General features: G+C 69.2%; 15 protein-coding genes and 1 tRNA gene. 7 read left to right on the top strand and 9 right to left on the bottom strand.

All coding sequences use genetic code 11. The features are described 5' to 3' along the window. Positions 1-64 precede the first annotated feature (64 nt). The 3 genes from NVU01S_RS17470 to NVU01S_RS17460 all read left to right on the top strand — a co-directional run bounded on the left by NVU01S_RS17470 (position 65) and on the right by NVU01S_RS17460 (position 3,015). A complete protein-coding gene (locus NVU01S_RS17470; protein ID WP_043666990.1) occupies positions 65-472 on the top strand; it encodes a hypothetical protein in 408 nt (135 codons plus the stop codon). 117 nt (positions 473-589) lie between these two features. After that, the gene (locus NVU01S_RS17465; RefSeq protein WP_043666991.1) at positions 590-1,522 is read left to right on the top strand and encodes an NAD(P)/FAD-dependent oxidoreductase; all 933 of its coding nucleotides are present in this window, start codon (positions 590-592) and stop codon (positions 1,520-1,522) included. A gap of 131 nt (positions 1,523-1,653) precedes the next feature. Further along, a complete protein-coding gene (locus tag NVU01S_RS17460; protein ID WP_052280378.1) occupies positions 1,654-3,015 on the top strand; it encodes an ABC1 kinase family protein in 1,362 nt (453 codons plus the stop codon). 4 nt (positions 3,016-3,019) lie between these two features. Here NVU01S_RS17460 and NVU01S_RS17455 read toward each other — a convergent pair. Beyond that, a tRNA-Gly gene (locus NVU01S_RS17455) sits at positions 3,020-3,092 on the bottom strand. 74 nt (positions 3,093-3,166) lie between these two features. Further along, on the bottom strand, positions 3,167-4,387 hold the full coding sequence (locus NVU01S_RS17450) for an MFS transporter (protein WP_043666992.1): 1,221 nt from the start codon (positions 4,385-4,387) through the stop codon (positions 3,167-3,169). 93 nt (positions 4,388-4,480) lie between these two features. On the opposite strand from NVU01S_RS17450, the gene NVU01S_RS17445 reads away from it, so the two are divergent. Further along, positions 4,481-4,813, top strand: coding sequence for an ArsR/SmtB family transcription factor (locus NVU01S_RS17445; RefSeq protein WP_043666995.1), 333 nt, complete (start codon positions 4,481-4,483; stop codon positions 4,811-4,813). An 18-nt stretch (positions 4,814-4,831) separates the two neighbouring features. On the opposite strand, the gene NVU01S_RS17440 is transcribed toward NVU01S_RS17445, so the two are convergent. The 4 genes from NVU01S_RS17440 to NVU01S_RS17425 form a co-directional block, all read right to left on the bottom strand. After that, positions 4,832-6,127, bottom strand: a complete 1,296-nt coding sequence (locus NVU01S_RS17440) for a M16 family metallopeptidase (protein ID WP_052280379.1) — start codon at positions 6,125-6,127, stop codon at positions 4,832-4,834. 86 nt (positions 6,128-6,213) lie between these two features. After that, positions 6,214-8,505: a polyribonucleotide nucleotidyltransferase gene (locus tag NVU01S_RS17435; RefSeq protein ID WP_043667029.1), complete on the bottom strand. Its 2,292-nt coding sequence runs from the start codon at positions 8,503-8,505 to the stop codon at positions 6,214-6,216. A gap of 586 nt (positions 8,506-9,091) precedes the next feature. Next, positions 9,092-9,361: a 30S ribosomal protein S15 gene (gene rpsO / locus NVU01S_RS17430; RefSeq protein WP_014986888.1), complete on the bottom strand. Its 270-nt coding sequence runs from the start codon at positions 9,359-9,361 to the stop codon at positions 9,092-9,094. Between the two features lie 166 nt (positions 9,362-9,527). Then, positions 9,528-10,496 (bottom strand): bifunctional riboflavin kinase/FAD synthetase, encoded by a 969-nt coding sequence (locus tag NVU01S_RS17425; RefSeq protein ID WP_043667049.1) that lies wholly within the window; start codon positions 10,494-10,496, stop codon positions 9,528-9,530. A gap of 280 nt (positions 10,497-10,776) precedes the next feature. Here NVU01S_RS17425 and NVU01S_RS17420 point away from each other — a divergent pair, with 280 nt between their 5' ends. After that, positions 10,777-11,445 (top strand): metal-dependent transcriptional regulator, encoded by a 669-nt coding sequence (locus NVU01S_RS17420; protein ID WP_175068900.1) that lies wholly within the window; start codon positions 10,777-10,779, stop codon positions 11,443-11,445. A 35-nt stretch (positions 11,446-11,480) separates the two neighbouring features. Here NVU01S_RS17420 and NVU01S_RS17415 read toward each other — a convergent pair whose 3' ends face one another. Both NVU01S_RS17415 and NVU01S_RS17410 read right to left on the bottom strand, forming a co-directional pair. Beyond that, a complete protein-coding gene (locus NVU01S_RS17415) occupies positions 11,481-12,557 on the bottom strand; it encodes a tartrate dehydrogenase (protein WP_043667054.1) in 1,077 nt (358 codons plus the stop codon). Beyond that, on the bottom strand, positions 12,554-14,023 hold the full coding sequence (locus tag NVU01S_RS17410; protein WP_156161490.1) for an NAD-dependent succinate-semialdehyde dehydrogenase: 1,470 nt from the start codon (positions 14,021-14,023) through the stop codon (positions 12,554-12,556). Before NVU01S_RS17410 ends, NVU01S_RS17415 begins: the two co-directional genes overlap by 4 nt. 145 nt (positions 14,024-14,168) lie before the next feature. On the opposite strand from NVU01S_RS17410, the gene NVU01S_RS17405 reads away from it, so the two are divergent. Together NVU01S_RS17405 and NVU01S_RS17400 are read left to right on the top strand one after the other, a co-directional pair. After that, entirely contained in the window at positions 14,169-15,410 is a 1,242-nt protein-coding gene (locus tag NVU01S_RS17405) for an aspartate aminotransferase family protein (RefSeq protein WP_043667057.1), read from the top strand. 114 nt (positions 15,411-15,524) lie between these two features. After that, positions 15,525-16,019 carry a DUF3830 family protein gene (locus NVU01S_RS17400; protein WP_042259026.1) on the top strand — a complete coding sequence of 165 codons (495 nt, stop codon included), beginning with the start codon at positions 15,525-15,527 and terminating at the stop codon, positions 16,017-16,019. A gap of 90 nt (positions 16,020-16,109) precedes the next feature. On the opposite strand, the gene NVU01S_RS17395 is transcribed toward NVU01S_RS17400, so the two are convergent. Next, positions 16,110-17,495: an amidase gene (locus tag NVU01S_RS17395; RefSeq protein ID WP_209444775.1), complete on the bottom strand. Its 1,386-nt coding sequence runs from the start codon at positions 17,493-17,495 to the stop codon at positions 16,110-16,112. Positions 17,496-17,510: the final 15 nt, after the last annotated feature.

Below are 17,510 nucleotides of genomic sequence, written 5' to 3'. Positions count from 1 at the left end.
TCCTCTTGCCACCGGGTCCGCGTGCCGGGGCATTGCGGTGTGGTTGCTCGAGTAGGGTGCCGTTATGTCTGCTTCCGATTCCCTCGACCCGGTCGCCGAGGTCGAGCACGTACACGCGCTGTTGTCGGCCTGGCTGGGCACCGATGCGGACCAGGAGGTGCTGGAGCAGTTCGCGGCGACCCAGCACGACTCGTTCTCGATGGTGACCCTGGACGGGGCTCGAGTGAGCCAATCGGAATTGCTGTCCGGATTGCGCCGCGCCAAGAACTCCAGGCCCGGTCTCGACATCGAGATCGACGATGTGGAACTGCTGCTCGTCGAGGGCAGCGTGACCGTGGTCCGGTTCTTGGAGCGCCATCACTTCGACGGCAAACACACCGACCGCCGCAGCACCGCGGTTCTCACCACCGACGGCGCACCCCCGCGCTACCGCTGGCGGATCATCCAGGAAACCGCGGTGCCGACCGACTGAACGGTGGTCCGCCGCGCCCGCCCCGGCCTTGCGAATCTTGATCCCGCACAGAGTCATTGACGCCGCCATTCCGTTCTTTTCAAGTCCGCGAGGGGTATTCGTGGGTACCGTCACGAGATGGCTGATGATGTTTTGGTGCTCGGGGCGGGCGTGATCGGATTGACCACGGCGGTGTGCCTGGCGGAGGCAGGCCATCGGGTTCGGGTGTGGGCCGAGCTGCCGCCCCGGCAGACCACCTCCGCCGTCGCGAGCGGTCTGTGGGGGCCGGGGCACACGCCGCGGGATCTGGCGTGGAGCCGGGTCTCCTTCGCCGAACTCGCCCGGCTCGCCGAGGAACCCGCGTCGGGCGTGCATTTCGAACGCGGACTCCAGGTGTCGAATCTGTCGGCCGAACCGCCGCACTGGATGGACGATCTCGGCGAGGCCGAGTTCTGCCGGGCCGACGAGCTGCCCGAGGGGATGCTGGTGGGATTGTGGTGCACCGCACCGCTCATCGACCTGCCGCGCTATCTGGACTACCTGACCGATCGGCTGTCCGCGGCGGGCATCGAGATCGAACAGCGCCGCGTGCGCGAGCTCGGTGAGGCCACCGCCGCCGCGCCCGTCGTGGTGAACTGCACCGGTGTGGCCGCGGGCAAGCTCGTCGGCGATGCCGAGGTCCAGCCGGTGCGCGGCCAGCACGTCATCCTGCGCAACCCTGGTCTCACCGATTTCTACGTCGAGTTCGTCGAGGAACCGGAGTGGACCGGCATCTTTCCGCACGGCGAGCGCCTGATCCTCGGCGGCGCCCGGCATCCGGGCCGCTGGAGTCTGGACCCCGATCCCGAACTGGACGAACGCATCCTGCGCCGCGCCATCGAGGTCGACGCGCGGCTGGCCGACGCCGAAGTGGTCGGCCACGAGGTGGGCCTGCGCCCGGGCCGCACCGCCGCCCGGCTCGACGAGGAGCAGCTCGGCGGCGCCCGCGTGGTGCACAACTACGGCCACGACGGCATGGGTGTCAGCCTCTCGTGGGGCAGCGCCCGCGAAGTGGTCCGCCTGCTCGCCTGACCCGCCCGGACACGCTCGATCCGCCGGTCGTTCCGATCACCGCCCGAACGCCTATTCTGGGTTCGGGTATGCAGGCAGTCGCGCGTGCCGTGAGCGAGCGGCCGGGCGCGCGCACCGACGACGGAGGATCGATGGCCCCATCGGGCGCCACCACGCCACTTCGGTTGCAGCCGGTGTCGATCGGCACCGAGACCGCGCGGGTCGGCGCGACCCTGTGGCAGGCCACCCGCGGCGGCGCACGCCTGCTGTTCACCCGCCGCGACGGGCGGCCGCTGGCGAATCGGGCGGCACACGAGGCGCGCAACCGATTCGCCGCGCTGGGGCCCACCTACGTCAAGCTCGGTCAGCTCATCGCGTCGAGCCCCGGAGTCTTCCCGGAGACGCTGTCGAACGAGTTCCGCACCCTGCTGGATCGGGTGCCGCCGGCCGATCCGGCGGCGATCCGGACGCTGCTCACCGAGCAGCTGGGCGCGCCACCCGCACAGCTGTTCGCGCATTTCGATCCCACACCGATCGCATCGGCCTCGATCGCGCAGGTGCACCGGGCGACGCTGCCTTCGGGCACCGAGGTGGTGGTGAAGATCCAGCGGCCCGGCATCAAGGCCCGCCTCGCCGCGGACCTGCAGATCCTGGAACGCGCGGCGCAACTGCTCGAGCTGTCCGAGTACGGCCGCATGCTCGGCGCGCGCGATATCGTGGCCGATTTCGCGGCCAACCTCAACGACGAGATCGATTTCCACACCGAGGCCACGGCGATGACCGAGTGGCCGCGATTCATTGCGAACACCCCGTTCGCGGCTCAGGTGCGGGTGCCGCGGGTGTATCCGGAACTCAGCACCACGAAGGTGCTGACGATGGAGTACGTCGATGCGGTCCGCATCGACGATGTCGCCGCCGTGCGGGCCGCGGGGTGCCAAGGCGCCGCGTTGCTGAAGACGATCCTGCTCTCGCTGCTGGAGTCGGCGTTCCGGGCCGGGCTGTTCCACGGCGATCTGCACGCGGGCAACGTCCTGGTCGACGCGGCGGGCAAGGTCGTGTTCCTGGATTGGGGCATCGTCGGCCGTTTCGACGACCGGACCCGGCTGCTGTTGCGCCGGCTCGTGGTGGAACTGATGGTGCACAACGACTTCGAGGCGGCGGGCCGCACCATTTTCGAGATGGGCGCGGTCCGGCGCCCGGGCAATGTCAAGCGCGCGGCCCGCGATATCCGGTCGGTCACCGCCCCCTTGCAGAAGTCCGATCTCGGCGCGCTGTCCTATACCCAGCTCGGTCGCCGCCTCGCCGAGGTGGCCAGGATCTACGAGGCCAAGCTGCCGCGCGAATTGGTGCTGGTCGGCAAGCAGCTGCTGTATGTCGAGCGCTATATGAAACTTCTTGCGCCGCAGTGGAAACCACTCGAAGACCCGGACGTGCTCGGATTCATGGCCGGGCTGTTGACGAAAGAGGAAACCGCGGCCGCGGTGCCGCGGCGGGAACAGCGGCTCATCGAATGAATTGAGCGGATGACGGGATTCGAACCCGCGACCCTCACCTTGGCAAGGTGATGCGCTACCAGCTGCGCTACATCCGCGTTCGCCTCTCGGATCGCTCCGTGATGCGAGATGGAACTCTAGCCGATCGACGGCGGAAAATGCCAATCCGCCCTTACGCGGACTGCCGAGCCGTCGCGCGATTGCGCCGCACGCCCAGGCCGGCCGCGGCCAGGCAGGCCAGCGCGACGACCCCGACGAACCACGGGAACACGGTGCTCAGTCCCCATGTGGTGGCCGCCCAGCCGGCGAGAATGGTCGGCAATGCCATCGCCGTGTAGGCGAGCAGGTAGTACGCCGACATGGTTTCGCCCCGCTTGTGTTGCGGCACAACCTCGGACAGGTGCCGCAGCGAGCCGCCGAAGCCCAGGCCGAACGTCGCCCCGAGCAGCACGCCGGCCGCCAGCACCACGATCCAGTTACCGGTGTGCAGCGCGGGCACGGTGAGCACGAGCGCGATCGCCATGCCGGTGTCGCCGAGAATCGCCGCGCGCCGCGCGGGAATCGCGGTCGCGAACAACTGCGAGGTGGCCCCGGCCACCGCGGTCGAGGCGACCACCGCGCCGCCGAAAACCAGGTTGTGGATGCCGGTTTCGGCCGAGGCCAGCGACGGGTACAGCGACAGCAGCACGCCCAGCACCGACCAGGCCGCCATCACACCGAGTGCGGAGAACCAGAAGTCACCGCGAATTTCTTGCGGCACAGCCGGTTTGGCGATCCGGATGCGTCCGGCGATGCGGGCGGTGTGCGGCTCCTCCAGCGCGATGATGCCGATACCGATGAGCAGGCACACGAAGGTGATGGCCACGTACGGCGTGCGCAGCGGGTGCGGGGCGTACTGGGCGAGCAGGGCCGAGCCCAGAATCGCCACGGCCATCCCGACATTGAAGGCCACGCCGCTCAGCTGACCCGAGCGCGCGCCGTGCTTGGGCCGCAGATCGAGCAGCGCCGCCGCACCGGCGACCACGGTCGCGCCGACCGCGAACCCGTGCAGCGCCCGCGCGAGCAGCAGCATCGCCACGTTGTCGGCGAGCAAGAACACCGCGAGTCCCGCGATCATCGTCACGAACGCACCGAGCAGGACCGGCTTGCGGCCCACCACGTCGGAGATCTTGCCGGACACCAGCACCGCGGCCAGCGCCGCGAACGCGTAGACCGCGAAGACGAAGGTCGTCGTCAGCGGCGAGAAATGCCACTCCTGCTGATACATGCCGTACAGCGGGGCGGGCACGCCGGACACCCCGAGCGCCACCCCGCTCGCGGCCAGGACCAGTGCGTATGCCCAGCGCTGCGAGGTCCGCTCGCTCGTCTCGGGTGTCGCTACCGTCACTGCCATCGAAACTCCGATCGGGTAGGTTTGATGATGATCGAACCGAGCTCGACCATACATCCGGTACGACGATCATCAAACCCCAAAGTGAGGTGGATCATGACCGATGCTAAAGATACGGTGGTCGATGTCCCCCCGGTAGCCCCGCTGCCGACCGTGCTCGCCGCATTGCAGGACCCCGTGCGGCTCGAGATGGTGCGCCGACTGAGCAATGCGGGCGCGGGCACTCCGGTGCGCTGCAACTCGCTCTACGACGCGATCAACAAATCGACCGCGACCCACCATTTCAAGATCCTGCGCGAGGCAGGCGTGATCGAGCGCGTGATCGTCGAGGGCCAGATCTGGCAGCGCCTGCGCGCCACCGACGTCGAAGCCGCCCTCCCCGGCCTGCTCCCCTCGATCGTCGACGCCGCGAACCGCGCCGGCGCCTGACCCGCCGGCGCGAGCGCCCTAGCCTTCGACCAGCCGCCGCACGGCCGCGGGGATTTCCCGAGTCCGCTTGTAGGGGCCCGCGATCGAGGCCGCGAAGGGGCGGGCCAGCAGAGTACGCGCGATCGCCGAGACCTCGTCGGTGGTGACCGCGTCGATCCGGGCCAGCGTTTCCGACACACTGCGATGGTTGCCGTAGCTGAGCTCGCTGCGGCCGATGCGGTTCATCCTGGACGCCGAATCCTCCAGGCCCAGCACCAGACCACCACGCAACGACCCCTTGGCGCGGGCGCACTCGGCATCGGAAATGCCGTCCGCCGCAACCTCTTCGAGCACGCCGCGGGCCAACGAAGCCACCTTGCCGAGATTTTCCGGCTGGCAGCCGATGTACACCGAGAACGCGCCGGTGTCGGCGAAGGTGTCCACACTCGAGTACACCGAGTAGGCGAGCCCGCGTTCCTCCCGGATGCGTTGGAACAACCGGGAACTCAGTCCGCCGCCGACCACGGTGTTGAGCACCGAGAGCGGCCAGCGCCGCTCGCCCTCGTGCCGCCCGAAGGCGCGCACCCCGAACGCCAGATGCGCCTGCTCGCTGTCGCGGTGGCTCCACTGCAATTCGGGATCGCTCTGCGGCCGGAACCGGCCCTCCCGCCGTTTGGCGGGTTGCGCCGCCGGATCGAGCCGATTCTGGAACGCCCGGTGCACCAGCTCCACCGTGTGGTCGTGTTCGACGTTGCCCGCGACCGCGACGACCATCCGGTCCGGCCGGTAGCGCCGCAGGTGGAAGCCGCGCAGCTGCGCCGCGTGCATCGATTCGATGGATTCGATGGAGCCGATCACCGGCCGACCGATCGGATGATCGCCGAACAGCGCGGACAGGAACGAGTCGCCGACCACGTCCTCCGGGTCGTCGTCGCGCATGGCGATCTCCTCGAGCACCACCTGCCGTTCCACGTCGACGTCGGCGGCGCGGCACAGCCCGTTGAGCACCACATCGGAGACCATGTCGACGGCCAGCGGCAGATCCTCGTCGAGCACGTGCGCGTAGTAGCAGGTCTGCTCTTTCGCGGTGAACGCGTTGAGCTCGCCGCCGACCGCGTCCATCGCCTGCGCGATGTCGAGCGCGGTGCGCGTCGGCGTCGCCTTGAACAGCAGGTGCTCGAGGAAGTGGGCCGCACCGGCGACGGTCGGACCTTCGTCGCGCGAACCGACGCCCACCCAGACGCCGATCGATGCCGAACGCACGCCGGGCACATGCTCGGTGACCACGCGCAGCCCGCCGGGTAGCACGGTGCGCTGTACGCCGGGATCAATCATGTTCGCCCGCAGCTCCACAGACGAACCCCCCTGCTCGCGGCGGAGCAGAGGGGCTGTCGTCTTCTTCTTCGTCACAGAGACAAGTACTACTCTGCCCCTGCCGCGCCCGCATCAACGGTCTCGGCATCGGCAGGCGCGGCGGCCGTTTCGGCAGCCTCCTCTTCGACCGGCACCAGCGAGATCTTGCCGCGGTTGTCGATATCGGCGATCTCCACGCGCAGCTTGTCGCCGACGTTCACCACGTCTTCGACCTTCGCCACGCGCTTGCCGTTGCCCAGCTTCGAGATGTGCACCAGGCCGTCGCGGCCCGGCAGCAGCGAGACGAACGCGCCGAAGGCGGTGGTCTTGACGACCGTGCCGAGGAAGCGCTCGCCGACCTTCGGCAGTTGCGGGTTCGCGATGGCGTTGATCTGGTCGATCGCCGCCTGCGCCGCGGGGCCGTTGGTCGCACCGACGTAGACCGTGCCGTCGTCCTCGATCGAGATGTTGGCGCCGGTCTCCTCGGTGATCTGGTTGATCACCTTGCCCTTGGGCCCGATCACCTCGCCGATCTTGTCGACCGGGATCTTGATCGCGGTGACCCGCGGCGCGTACTGGCTCATCTCGTCCGGGGTGTCGATGGCCTCGGCCATGACCTCCAGGATGGTGTTGCGCGCGTCGTGCGCCTGGCTCAGCGCACCGGCCAGCACCTGCGACGGGATGCCGTCCAGCTTGGTGTCGAGCTGCAGCGCGGTGACGAACTCCTTGGTGCCCGCGACCTTGAAGTCCATATCGCCGAAAGCGTCCTCGGCGCCGAGGATGTCGGTCAGCGCGACGTAGCGCACCTCGTCCTCGCCCTTGTCGTTGGTGATCGTGTCCGACACCAGACCCATCGCGATGCCGGCGACCGGCGCCTTCAGCGGCACACCGGCGTTCAGCAGCGACAGGGTCGAGGCGCAGACCGAGCCCATCGAGGTGGAACCGTTGGAGCTCAACGCTTCCGAGACCTGACGGATGGCGTAGGGGAACTCTTCCTGGCTCGGCAGCACCGGCATCAGGGCCCGCTCGGCGAGCGCGCCGTGGCCGATCTCGCGGCGCTTCGGCGAACCGACGCGACCGGTCTCGCCGGTGGAGAACGGCGGGAAGTTGTAGTGGTGCATGTAGCGCTTGCTGGTCTCCGGGCCGAGCGAGTCGACCTGCTGGGCCATCTTCACCATGTCGAGGGTGGTGACGCCCATGATCTGGGTCTCGCCCCGCTCGAACAGCGCCGAACCGTGCGCGCGCGGCACCACGGCGACTTCGGCGGAGAGCGCGCGGATGTCCGCGAGCCCGCGACCGTCGATGCGGAAGCCGTCGGTCAGGATGCGCTGGCGCACCAGCTTCTTGGTGACCGAGCGGAACGCGGCGCCCAGTTCCTTTTCGCGGCCGGCGAAATCGTCGCCGAGCCGGGACAGCACGTCGAGCTTGATCTCGTCGATCTTCGCCTCGCGCTCCTGCTTGTCCGCGATCGAGAGCGCCTCGCCCAGCTCACGCTTGGCGGTGCCTTCGACGGCCTCGTAGACATCGGCCTCGTAGGGCGGGAAGAGCGGGAACTCACCGGTCGGCTTGGCGGCCAGCTCGGCCAGGTCGGCCTGCGCCTTGCAGAGGCGGGCGATGAACGGCTTGGCGGCCTCGAGGCCCTCGGCCACCACGGCCTCGGTCGGTGCCTGCGCGCCGCCCTCGATCAGCGCGATGACCTTGTCGGTGGCCTCGGCCTCGACCATCATGATCGCGACGTCGCCGGACTCGACCACGCGACCCGCGACGACCATGTCGAACACGGCGCCCTCGAGCTGCTCGACGGTCGGGAACGCGACCCACTGGCCGTCGATCAGCGCGACGCGCACGCCGCCGACCGGGCCGGAGAACGGCAGGCCGGCGATCTGGGTGGAGGCGGACGCGGCGTTGATCGCGACGACGTCGTACAGGTCGTTCGGGTCCAGGCTCAGCACCGTGACGACGACCTGGATCTCGTTGCGCAGGCCGTCGACGAACGACGGGCGCAGCGGGCGGTCGATCAGGCGGCAGGTCAGGATCGCGTCGGTGGACGGGCGGCCCTCGCGACGGAAGAACGAGCCCGGGATGCGGCCCGCGGCGTACATGCGCTCTTCGACGTCGACCGTCAGCGGGAAGAAGTCGAACTGGTCCTTCGGCGACTTGCCCGCGGTGGTGGCGGACAGCAGCATGGTCTCGTCGTCCAGGTAGGCGACGACCGCACCGGCGGCCTGCCGGGCCAGCCGGCCCGTCTCGAAGCGGACGGTGCGGGTACCGAGCGTGCCGTTGTCGATCAGCGCGACGGATTCGAACACACCGGGCTCGACCTCGACGGCCGAGGACTTGCGTTCAGTTGTTTCGGTCATTCTCTTCTCTCAACCTCTCGTCTTTCGCCGGCTCGAGCGCTTGGGCGGCGCGATCCGGCGCTTCGTCAGCCGTACCTGGGTACGGACGCGCGGCAGCCCTCCTGGCGGCGACGCGCAGACCCGGCCGAATCCCCTTGGATCACGGCGACGCGGAGGCGGTCATCGATCGAAGCCCGCCGGCGGTCTATCCCCTGCCGGGAGGCCACTACCGAAGACCGACGCCACGCGGGCGGGTACTTACGGCTGTCCAAATGTCGTCGTGTAACAGGCGCACAAATCCACTGTCGCCCCCATACACGAATAGCCAACGGGGAGATTGTACGTCTCCCCGTTGGCTGAGCTTCGTGGGCCTCCGCAAACCGTGTGTCGCGCCGACCATTCTCGGTCGGCCACCACGGAGCGAGCCTTTCGAGCGACCCGTTCGCGGCCGTCTCGCAGCTCAGCTGTCGAAGCGCATGCGCCGTAGGCGCGAGTCTCGACAGCTGAGGTGCGAGGCCCACCCGTCACCCGACCGCCGCCCCTCATCGAATCGCTCCGCGATGCTGGCAGACAGGCCGCGAACCACGCCGCGCCCGCGCGGCCGAAATTACCGACGCAGGCCCAGACGCTCGATGAGCGAGCGGTAGCGCTGGATGTCGTTGGCGGCCAGGTACTTCGAGAGCCGACGACGACGACCGATCAGCGCGAGCAGGCCGTGCCGGGTGTGGTGGTCGTGCTTGTGCACCTTCAGGTGCTCGGTGAGATCGGAGATCCGCTTGGACAGCAGCGCGATCTGGGCCTCCGGCGAACCGGTGTCCTTCTCGTGCAGGCCGTATTCCTTCAGAATCGCCGACTTCTGCTCAGTGGTCAGAGCCATGAGGCATCCACTCCCTATTTCAGTGCCGCGCTCGAATTTCCGGTTACCCGGGTGTGGGCGCCGCCGCGGACCGCAGCAAACCCGAGGATCTACCTTACCGGAACGGACGCGGTAGACCGAATCGCGGGTCGATGCACCCGGTCGGGATGCCCTGCACCGCCCGGATTCACTTGCCTTCGGCGGCGAGCACCTTTCGCGCGTTCTCGACATCGCGGCCCATGGTCTCGATGAGTTCATCGATCGAATCGAATTTGCGCTGCCCGCGCACGTGGTCGACGAAATCGACCGCGACGTGCTGGCCGTAGAGATCGGCTTCACCGTCGAGCACATATGCCTCGACCGTGCGGGCGCGCCCGGAGAAGGTGGGGTTGGTGCCGACCGAGATCGCGGCCATCGCGCGTTCACCGGGGGTGACGGTGCCGATGGTCGGCCCGGGACCGAGCACGGTGAACCAGCCCGCGTACACGCCGTCGGCCGGGATCGCGGCGTGCATCGGCGGCGCCACGTTCGCGGTCGGGAAGCCGAGCTGGCGCCCGCGCCCGTCGCCGTGCACGACCACGCCCTCGACCCGGTGCGGCCGGCCGAGCGCCTCGGCCGCGGCGGCCATATCGCCTGCGTCGACGCAGGCGCGAATGTAGGTGGAGGAGAAGGTGACCGCGTGTTCGCCGAGCAGCTTGACGCCGTCGACCTCGAAGCCCCAGCGCTTGCCGAGCTCCCGCATGGTGTCGACGGTGCCCGCCGCCTTCTTGCCGAAGGTGAAGTTGTCGCCGATCACCACTTCGCTCACGTGCAGCCGCTCGACCAGCAGGTCGTGCACGTAGCGCACGGGCGTGAGCTTCATGAAGGCCTGGGTGAACGGCATCACGCAGAACACGTCGACGCCCAATTCCTCGGCCAGTTCGGCCCGGCGGGTCAGGGTGGTCAGCTGCGCCGGATGCGAGCCGGGGCGGACCACCTCCATCGGATGCGGATCGAAGGTCATCAACACCGCGGGCACCCCGCGCGCGGCCGCCTTCTTCACCGCTCTGCTGATCAACTGCGCGTGTCCGCGGTGCACACCGTCGAACACACCGATCGTCAGTACACATCGGCCCCAGTCCGCGGGCACGTCCTCGAGACCTCGCCATCTCTGCACACGCGCAGCTTATATCGCGCACGGAAACACGGTCCGACCGAAGGCGGTCGCCGCAACGGCGGTGCCGGCGATGACCCCGCCGCGAGGGTGGCTGATGTCACGCGCAGCTTCCGGAGTTGTGTACGGGTGATGAAACCCTGGTTCCACTGTGCGGCGAGCTGTGTCAATCGGGTCTCCTGTGCTTAAGCTCGAGTATGTGCCCGGTAAACGAGACATCGCCACAAGACGCGAGCTGACCGACGCCCCCGTGCCGGGCGAGGCCCGCGGCACCACCGCGACCATCGCGCCGGTGCTCTCCTCGGTGGCGCAGGACTATTTGAAGGTGATCTGGACCGCGCAGGAATGGTCGCAGGAGAAGGTGTCGACCAAACTGCTCGCGGAACGGATCGGGGTCTCCGCGTCCACGGTGTCCGAGGCGGTGCGCAAACTCGCCGACCAAGGCTTGGTCGAGCACGCCCGCTACGGGTCGATCACGCTCACCGAGGGCGGTCGCCGCGCCGCCATCGCGATGGTGCGCCGGCACCGGCTGATCGAGACCTTCCTGGTCAACGAGCTCGGCTACGGCTGGGACGAGGTGCACGACGAGGCCGAGGTGCTCGAGCACGCGGTCTCCGAACTGCTGGTGGCGCGCATCGACGCGAAACTCGGCTATCCCGACCGGGATCCGCACGGCGATCCCATTCCGTCGGTGGACGGCGCGGTCCCCACGCCGCCGGCTCGTCAGCTCAGCGACTTCCATGCGGGCGAGGCGGGCCGGGTCGCGCGCATCTCCGATTCGGATCCGGAGATGCTGCGCTATTTCGACTCCGTGGGCATCGCCCTGGACACCGCGATCACCGTGCTCGAACGCCGGGACTTCGCGGGCACCATCGCGATTCGCATCGGCAGCGGGGAAACGCCCACCGACCTCGGCCGTCCCGCGGCCGAGGCCATCTGGTTGACCACCTGAGCAAGGGAAAACTGTTGCGGGCCAACTGAACCCGCTCAGCGCGGAGGGATGGCGACCAGTTCGGCAGCGCGGTCCGCGACGGCGGCGGCGAGTTCCGTCGTGGTCGCCTCGCCACCCAGGTCCGGCGTGCGCACCTCGCCTTTGCCGAGTACGTCGCACACCGCCCGGTCCACCGCGGCCGCCGCGGCGGTTTCGCCGAGGTGGTCGAGCAGCATTGCGCCCGCGAGGATCTGAGCGATCGGATCGGCGATGCCCTGGCCCGCGATATCGGGCGCGCTGCCGTGTACCGCCTCGAACATCGACGGTGCGGTGCGCTCGGGGTTGATATTGCCCGAGGGGGCGAGCCCGAGGCCGCCGGTCACGGCCGCGGCGAGGTCGGACAGGATGTCGCCGAACAGGTTCGAGCCCACGATCACGTCCAGCCGGTCCGGGTGCAGCACGATCTCCGCCGCGAGCGCGTCCACGTGCATCTGCCGGGTCTGCACATCGGGGTAGTCGGCGGCGATCCGTTCGAACACGCTGTCCCAGTACGGCATCGAGTGGATCAGGCCGTTCGACTTGGTGGCCGAGCACAACCGGCCACCGCGTTCCCGAGCCCGCTCGAACGCGTACCGGATGATCCGTTCGCACCCGACCCGGGTGAACACCGACTCCTGGAGCACGAATTCGTCCGCGCGGCCCGGATTGTGCGTGCCGCCGATCTCGGAGTATTCGCCCTCCGAGTTCTCCCGCACGATGAGGATGTCCAGTTCCTCGGCGCTGCGCCCGCGCAGGGCCGATTCGGTGCCGGGCAGCAGCCGGACCGGCCGCAGATTGACGTACTGATGGAAGGCACGGCGCAACGGAATCAGCAGACCCCACAGCGAAACATGGTCGGGCACACCGGGAAAGCCGACCGCACCGAGCAGGATCGCGTCGAAACCGGCGAGCAGTTCGGGACCGTCGGGCGGCATCATCCGGCCGGTGCTCAGATATTTCGCGCAGGACCAATCGAATTCGGTCCACTCGAGGCCGGGCAGCACGGCGTCGAGCACCGAGACGGCGGCGGCGGTGACGTCCACGCCGATGCCGTCGCCGGGGATGGTCGCGATGCGGTACCTGGGCGCTGTCACAGTCGCACTCCGATGTATTTGGTCTCGAGGAATTCGTCGATGCCGATCATCCCGCCTTCGCGGCCGAGCCCGGATTCTTTGACGCCGCCGAACGGTGCGGCCGGGTTGGACACCACGCCCTGATTGAGCCCGACCATGCCGGTTTCCAAGGCCTCGCACACCCGCAGGCCGCGGCGCAAATGCTCGGTGAAGACATAGCCGACCAGGCCGTAGGGCGTGTTGTTGGCGCGGGCGACCACCTCGTCCTCGGTGTCGAAGGTCGTGATCGAGGCGACCGGACCGAAGATCTCGGTGTGGCACATCGCCGCATCGTCCGGCACGCCGACCAACACGGTGGCCGGGTAGAAGTTGCCGGGCCCGTCGAGCACGGTGCCGCCGGTGAGGACGCGGGCGCCGCGGCGGCGCGCGTCGGCGACGAGTTCGGCGACCTTCGTGACCGCGTCGGCGTCGATCAGCGGCCCGACGACGACTCCCGGCTCGGTGCCACGTCCCATCGGCAAGGCCGCCATCCGCTCGGCGAGCCGGGCGGCGAACTCGTCGACGACGCCGCGCTGCACGAAGATTCGGTTCGCCGCGGTGCAGGCCTGCCCGATATTGCGCATCTTGGCGGCGAGCGCGCCCTCGACAGCCTCGTCCAGGTCCGCGTCGTCGAACACGATGAACGCCGCGTTGCCGCCGAGCTCCATCGAGGTGCGCATGACCGTGCGCGCGCACTGTTCGAGCAGCCGTTTGCCGACGGCGGTGGACCCGGTGAAGGACAGTTTGCGCGAGCGCTCGTCCGCGATCAGCGGCGTCATCAGCGCGCCCGGGTCGGCGGTGGTCAGCACGTTGACGACGCCGCGCGGCAGGCCGGCGCGATCGAGCAGATCGGCGAGCGCGAGCATCGACAACGGCGTCTGCTCAGCAGGTTTCACCACACAGGTACAGCCGGCGGCGAGCGCGGGCGCGATCTTGCGCGCGCCCATGGCCATCGGGAAGTTCCACGGCGTGATCAGCAGGCTGGGGCCCACCGGCTGCTTGGTCACCAGGAAGCGGGAGCCGCCCGCGGGAGCGGGGAGGTAGCCACCGTCCGAACGGACGGCTTCCTCGGCGAACCAGCGGAAGAACTCTGCGGCATAAGCGATTTCGCCGCGGGCCTCGGCGAGCGGCTTGCCCATCTCCAGCGTCGTGATCAGCGCGAGCCGGTCGGTGTCGTCGAGCAGCGCGTGGTGTGCACGCATGAGCAGATCGGCGCGGGTTCGCGGCGGTGTCGCCGCCCAGGCCGCCTGGGCCTGGTGCGCCGCGGTCAACGCGTCGAGCCCGTCCTGCGGGCCCGCGTCGGCGACCGCGCACAACACGGTGCCGGTGGCCGGATCCAGCACGGGCAGTTCGGCATTCGTCGCGCACCACTGCCCGTCGATATACAAACCCGTTGGCACGGTGTCGATTACGGCCCGCTCCGCGGCGGACAAGGTCTCGGTGAGCATCGGCGCCGGACTCCTTTCGCTGCCAGGAGGCATCCGCAGGCTATTGCTGCGACCTCCCCCGCCATGTTATGCATATTGTCAACAATCCGACAATAGACAATCTGCGGATGTTGCGATCGCACCACTGCCCGGGAGGCGGCTCACCATGACCGAACTTTCGCCCGTTCTGCGCCAGGCCACCCCGGTGACCGTCGATCACGGCACCGGCTGCTACCTGTACGGCACCGACGGACGCCGCTACCTCGACTTCACCGCCGGCATCGGCGTCACCAGCACCGGCCACTGCCACCCGCACGTGGTCGCGGCGGCCCAGGCCCAAGTGGGCAGCCTGATCCACGGCCAATACACCACCGTCATGCACCGGCCGATGCTGCAGCTCATCGAGCGTCTCGGCACGGTCCTGCCGCCGGAGCTGGACGCGCTGTTCTTCGCCAACTCCGGCAGCGAGGCGATCGAAGCCGCGCTGCGCCTGGCGCGCCAGGCGACCGGACGGCCGAATGTGGTGGTCTTCCACGGCGGTTTCCACGGTCGCACCGTCGCGGCGGCCACCATGACCACCTCGGGCACCCGGTTCTCGGCCGGATTCAGCCCACTCATGTCGGGCGTGCACGTGGCCCCCTTCCCGACCGCGTTCCGCTACGGCTGGACCGAGCAGGAGGCGACCGCGTTCGCGCTGCGCGAGCTCGACTATCTGTTCGCCACGCTCACCTCGCCCGCGGAGACCGCCGCGTTCGTGGTCGAGCCGATGCTCGGCGAGGGCGGCTACATCCCCGGCAACACCGCCTTTTTCCGCGGCCTGCGCGAACGCGCCGACCGGCACGGCATCCTGCTCGTGCTCGACGAGATCCAGACCGGGTTCGGGCGCACCGGAAAGTTCTTCGGGCACCAGCACTTCGACGTGCGACCCGACATCATCACCATCGCGAAGGGGCTCGCCAGCGGGTTCCCGCTCTCGGGCATCGCGGCCTCGCGCGAGCTGATGGCCAAGGCCTGGCCGGGTTCGCAGGGCGGCACCTACGGCGGCAACGCCGTGGCCTGCGCGGCCGCGGTGGCGACCCTGGAGGTCATCGAATCCGAGCACCTGGTGGACAACGCCGCCGCCCGGGGCGCGCAACTGCTCGACGGGTTGCGCGCGAGCGCCACCAAGGCGATCGGTGACGTGCGCGGCCTCGGCCTGCTGGCCGGAGCCGAATTCACCACCGCGACAGGCGAACCCGATACCGAGACGGCGAGCGCGGCACAGCGGCGCGCGGTCGAGAAGGGACTGCTGCTACTCACCTGCGGCGCGCACATGAACGTGGTGCGCATGATCCCGCCGCTGATCGTCACCGCGAGCCAGGTCGATGACGCGCTCGCGATCTGGAGCGAGGTCCTGGCCGAACTCTGAGCCGGTCGCCACAGCGCGTGCGCCCGGCCTACCGCGGCGATAACCTCGGATCAGCCGAACAGCCGCCCTGTGAGTCCGCACATCGATCCGCGCGACAACAGAAAGCAGACAGCAATGGCTCGCTTCATCACCATCACCCTGACCAAGGCCGCCGTCACCTGCCGCGCCCGGCTGCTCGACGCCGAGGCGCCGCACACCTGCGCCGCCGTGTGGGACGCGCTCCCGCAGGAGGGGGACGCCTTCCACGCCAAGTACGCCCGCAACGAGGTCTACACCCTGGTCCCCCGCATCGGCGCGGCCCCGCATCGGGAGAACCCGACGGTCACACCGATCCCGGGCGATGTCTGCCTGTTCGATTTCGAGGCCTGGGAGATCGGCAACCCGGCCTACGGCTACGAGCCGGGCTCCACCGCCCACCATGACCAGGGCGCGACCGATCTGGCGATCTTCTACGGCCGCAACAACTTGCTCATCAACGGCGACATGGGCTGGGTGCCCGGCAACGTCTTCGCCACGATCGAAGAGGGCCTGGCCGATATCGCCGCCGCCTGCAACGACCTGTGGCTGCACGGCGTCTCCGGCGAGACGCTGGCCTTCGCCCGCGCCTGACCCCCGTACGCGAATTCGCTACCCGCGCACGGCATGTGCGCGGGGGCAGGAGAAATGCGCGTCGGCCGCCACGGCGGCCGACGCGCATTTTCACTGTGCCAGAACGTGTTCGGCGTAGCGGGCGACGGCGAGGACCAGATCGTCGGAGTGGCGCGGGCCGACGATCTGGAGCCCGACCGGCAGTCCGGCCGCGGTGGTGCCGACCGGGATGCTGATCGCGGGCTGCTGAGTCATGTTGAACGGGTAGGTGAACGGCGTCCACTGCGGCCAGCTCGTCAGGCCGCTGCCCGGCGGCACATCGTGGCCCGCGGCGAACGCGGTGATCGGCATCGTCGGGGTGATCAGCACATCGTGGGCCGTGTGGAAGGCCCCCATCGTGATGCCGAGCTGCGCCGCCTCGTTGCGCGCGTCGAGATAGTCGACGGCGCGCACCGCATTCCCTTCATCCCAGACCTCGCCCAGCGCCGGATCGACCCGCTCGCGCGACCCCGCGGGAAATTTCGACAGCATGGTGGCGGCACCCGCCGCCCACAGCAGCTCGAACGCCTCGCGCGGATCGGCGAAGCCGGGATCGGCTGTGGCCACCCGTAATTCGGCCTCGCCGAGCTTGCGGACCGCGGCGTCGACCAGGGCGGCCACCTCGGGATCGACCTGCGCGTAGCCCAGGGTCGGCGAATAGGCGACGGTGAGTCCGCGCACGTCGCGCACCACCTGGCCGCGGAACGTCGTCAGGGGCGGCGCGAGGCTCGTCGGGTCGCGCGGATCGGGCAGCGAGAGGATGTCCATCAGCAGCGCCGCGTCCTCGACCGTGCGGGTCATCGGGCCCGCGTGCGCCAGCGGCCCGAACGGGCTCGCCGGATACAGCGGAATCCGCCCGTGTGTCGGCTTGAAACCGACGATGCCGCAGAACGCCGCCGGGATACGAATGCTGCCGCCGCCGTCGGTGCCGACCGAGACCGGCCCCATCCCGCCCGCGACCGCCGCCGCACTACCGCCGGAGGAGCCGCCCGCCGTCGTCGCCGGATCCACCGGATTGCGGGTGATCCCGGTCAGCGGGCTGTCCGTGACCGCCTTCCAAGCGATTTCGGGCGTCGTGGTCTTGCCGAGGAAGACCATGCCGTCCTCGCGCAGCCGCGCCGCCACCGGGCTGTCCACCGTCCACGGACCCGCCGGGTCGACCGACGTGGAGCCGCGACGCGTCGGCCAGCCCTCGGTGAGGAAGATGTCCTTGATCGAGATGGGCACACCGTCGAGCAGTCCGCGCGCGTGCCCGGAATGCCAGCGCGCCTCGGAGTCCTTGGCCTGCACCAGCGCCCGATCGGGATCGACCAGGCAGTACGCGTTCACCGCCGGATCGTTGGCGGCGATGGCGGCCAGCACGGCCTCGGTCGCCTCGACCGGGGAGAGCGCGCCCGCGGCATAGGCCGAGACCAACTGGACGGCGGTCATCGCCGCGGGCTCGGTCGGAATGTTGATATCGGGGTAGCTCAT

Source organism: Nocardia vulneris (assembly GCF_001613425.1).
GTDB classification, from domain to species: Bacteria; Actinomycetota; Actinomycetes; order Mycobacteriales; family Mycobacteriaceae; genus Nocardia; species Nocardia vulneris.
This window is presented reverse-complemented; position numbering and strand designations above follow the sequence as displayed.

Excerpts from the sequence above, each read along its gene's own strand:
- NVU01S_RS17470 (WP_043666990.1), top strand. The coding sequence starts at position 65 with ATGTCTGCTTCCGATTCCCTCGACCCGGTCGCCGAGGTCGAGCACGTA.
- NVU01S_RS17465 (WP_043666991.1), top strand. The coding sequence starts at position 590 with ATGGCTGATGATGTTTTGGTGCTCGGGGCGGGCGTGATCGGATTGACC.
- NVU01S_RS17460 (WP_052280378.1), top strand. The coding sequence starts at position 1,654 with ATGGCCCCATCGGGCGCCACCACGCCACTTCGGTTGCAGCCGGTGTCG.
- NVU01S_RS17450 (WP_043666992.1), bottom strand. The coding sequence starts at position 4,387 with ATGGCAGTGACGGTAGCGACACCCGAGACGAGCGAGCGGACCTCGCAG.
- NVU01S_RS17445 (WP_043666995.1), top strand. The coding sequence starts at position 4,481 with ATGACCGATGCTAAAGATACGGTGGTCGATGTCCCCCCGGTAGCCCCG.
- NVU01S_RS17440 (WP_052280379.1), bottom strand. The coding sequence starts at position 6,127 with ATGATTGATCCCGGCGTACAGCGCACCGTGCTACCCGGCGGGCTGCGC.
- NVU01S_RS17435 (WP_043667029.1), bottom strand. The coding sequence starts at position 8,505 with ATGACCGAAACAACTGAACGCAAGTCCTCGGCCGTCGAGGTCGAGCCC.
- rpsO (WP_014986888.1), bottom strand. The coding sequence starts at position 9,361 with ATGGCTCTGACCACTGAGCAGAAGTCGGCGATTCTGAAGGAATACGGC.
- NVU01S_RS17410 (WP_156161490.1), bottom strand. The coding sequence starts at position 14,023 with ATGCTCACCGAGACCTTGTCCGCCGCGGAGCGGGCCGTAATCGACACC.
- NVU01S_RS17405 (WP_043667057.1), top strand. The coding sequence starts at position 14,169 with ATGACCGAACTTTCGCCCGTTCTGCGCCAGGCCACCCCGGTGACCGTC.
- NVU01S_RS17400 (WP_042259026.1), top strand. The coding sequence starts at position 15,525 with ATGGCTCGCTTCATCACCATCACCCTGACCAAGGCCGCCGTCACCTGC.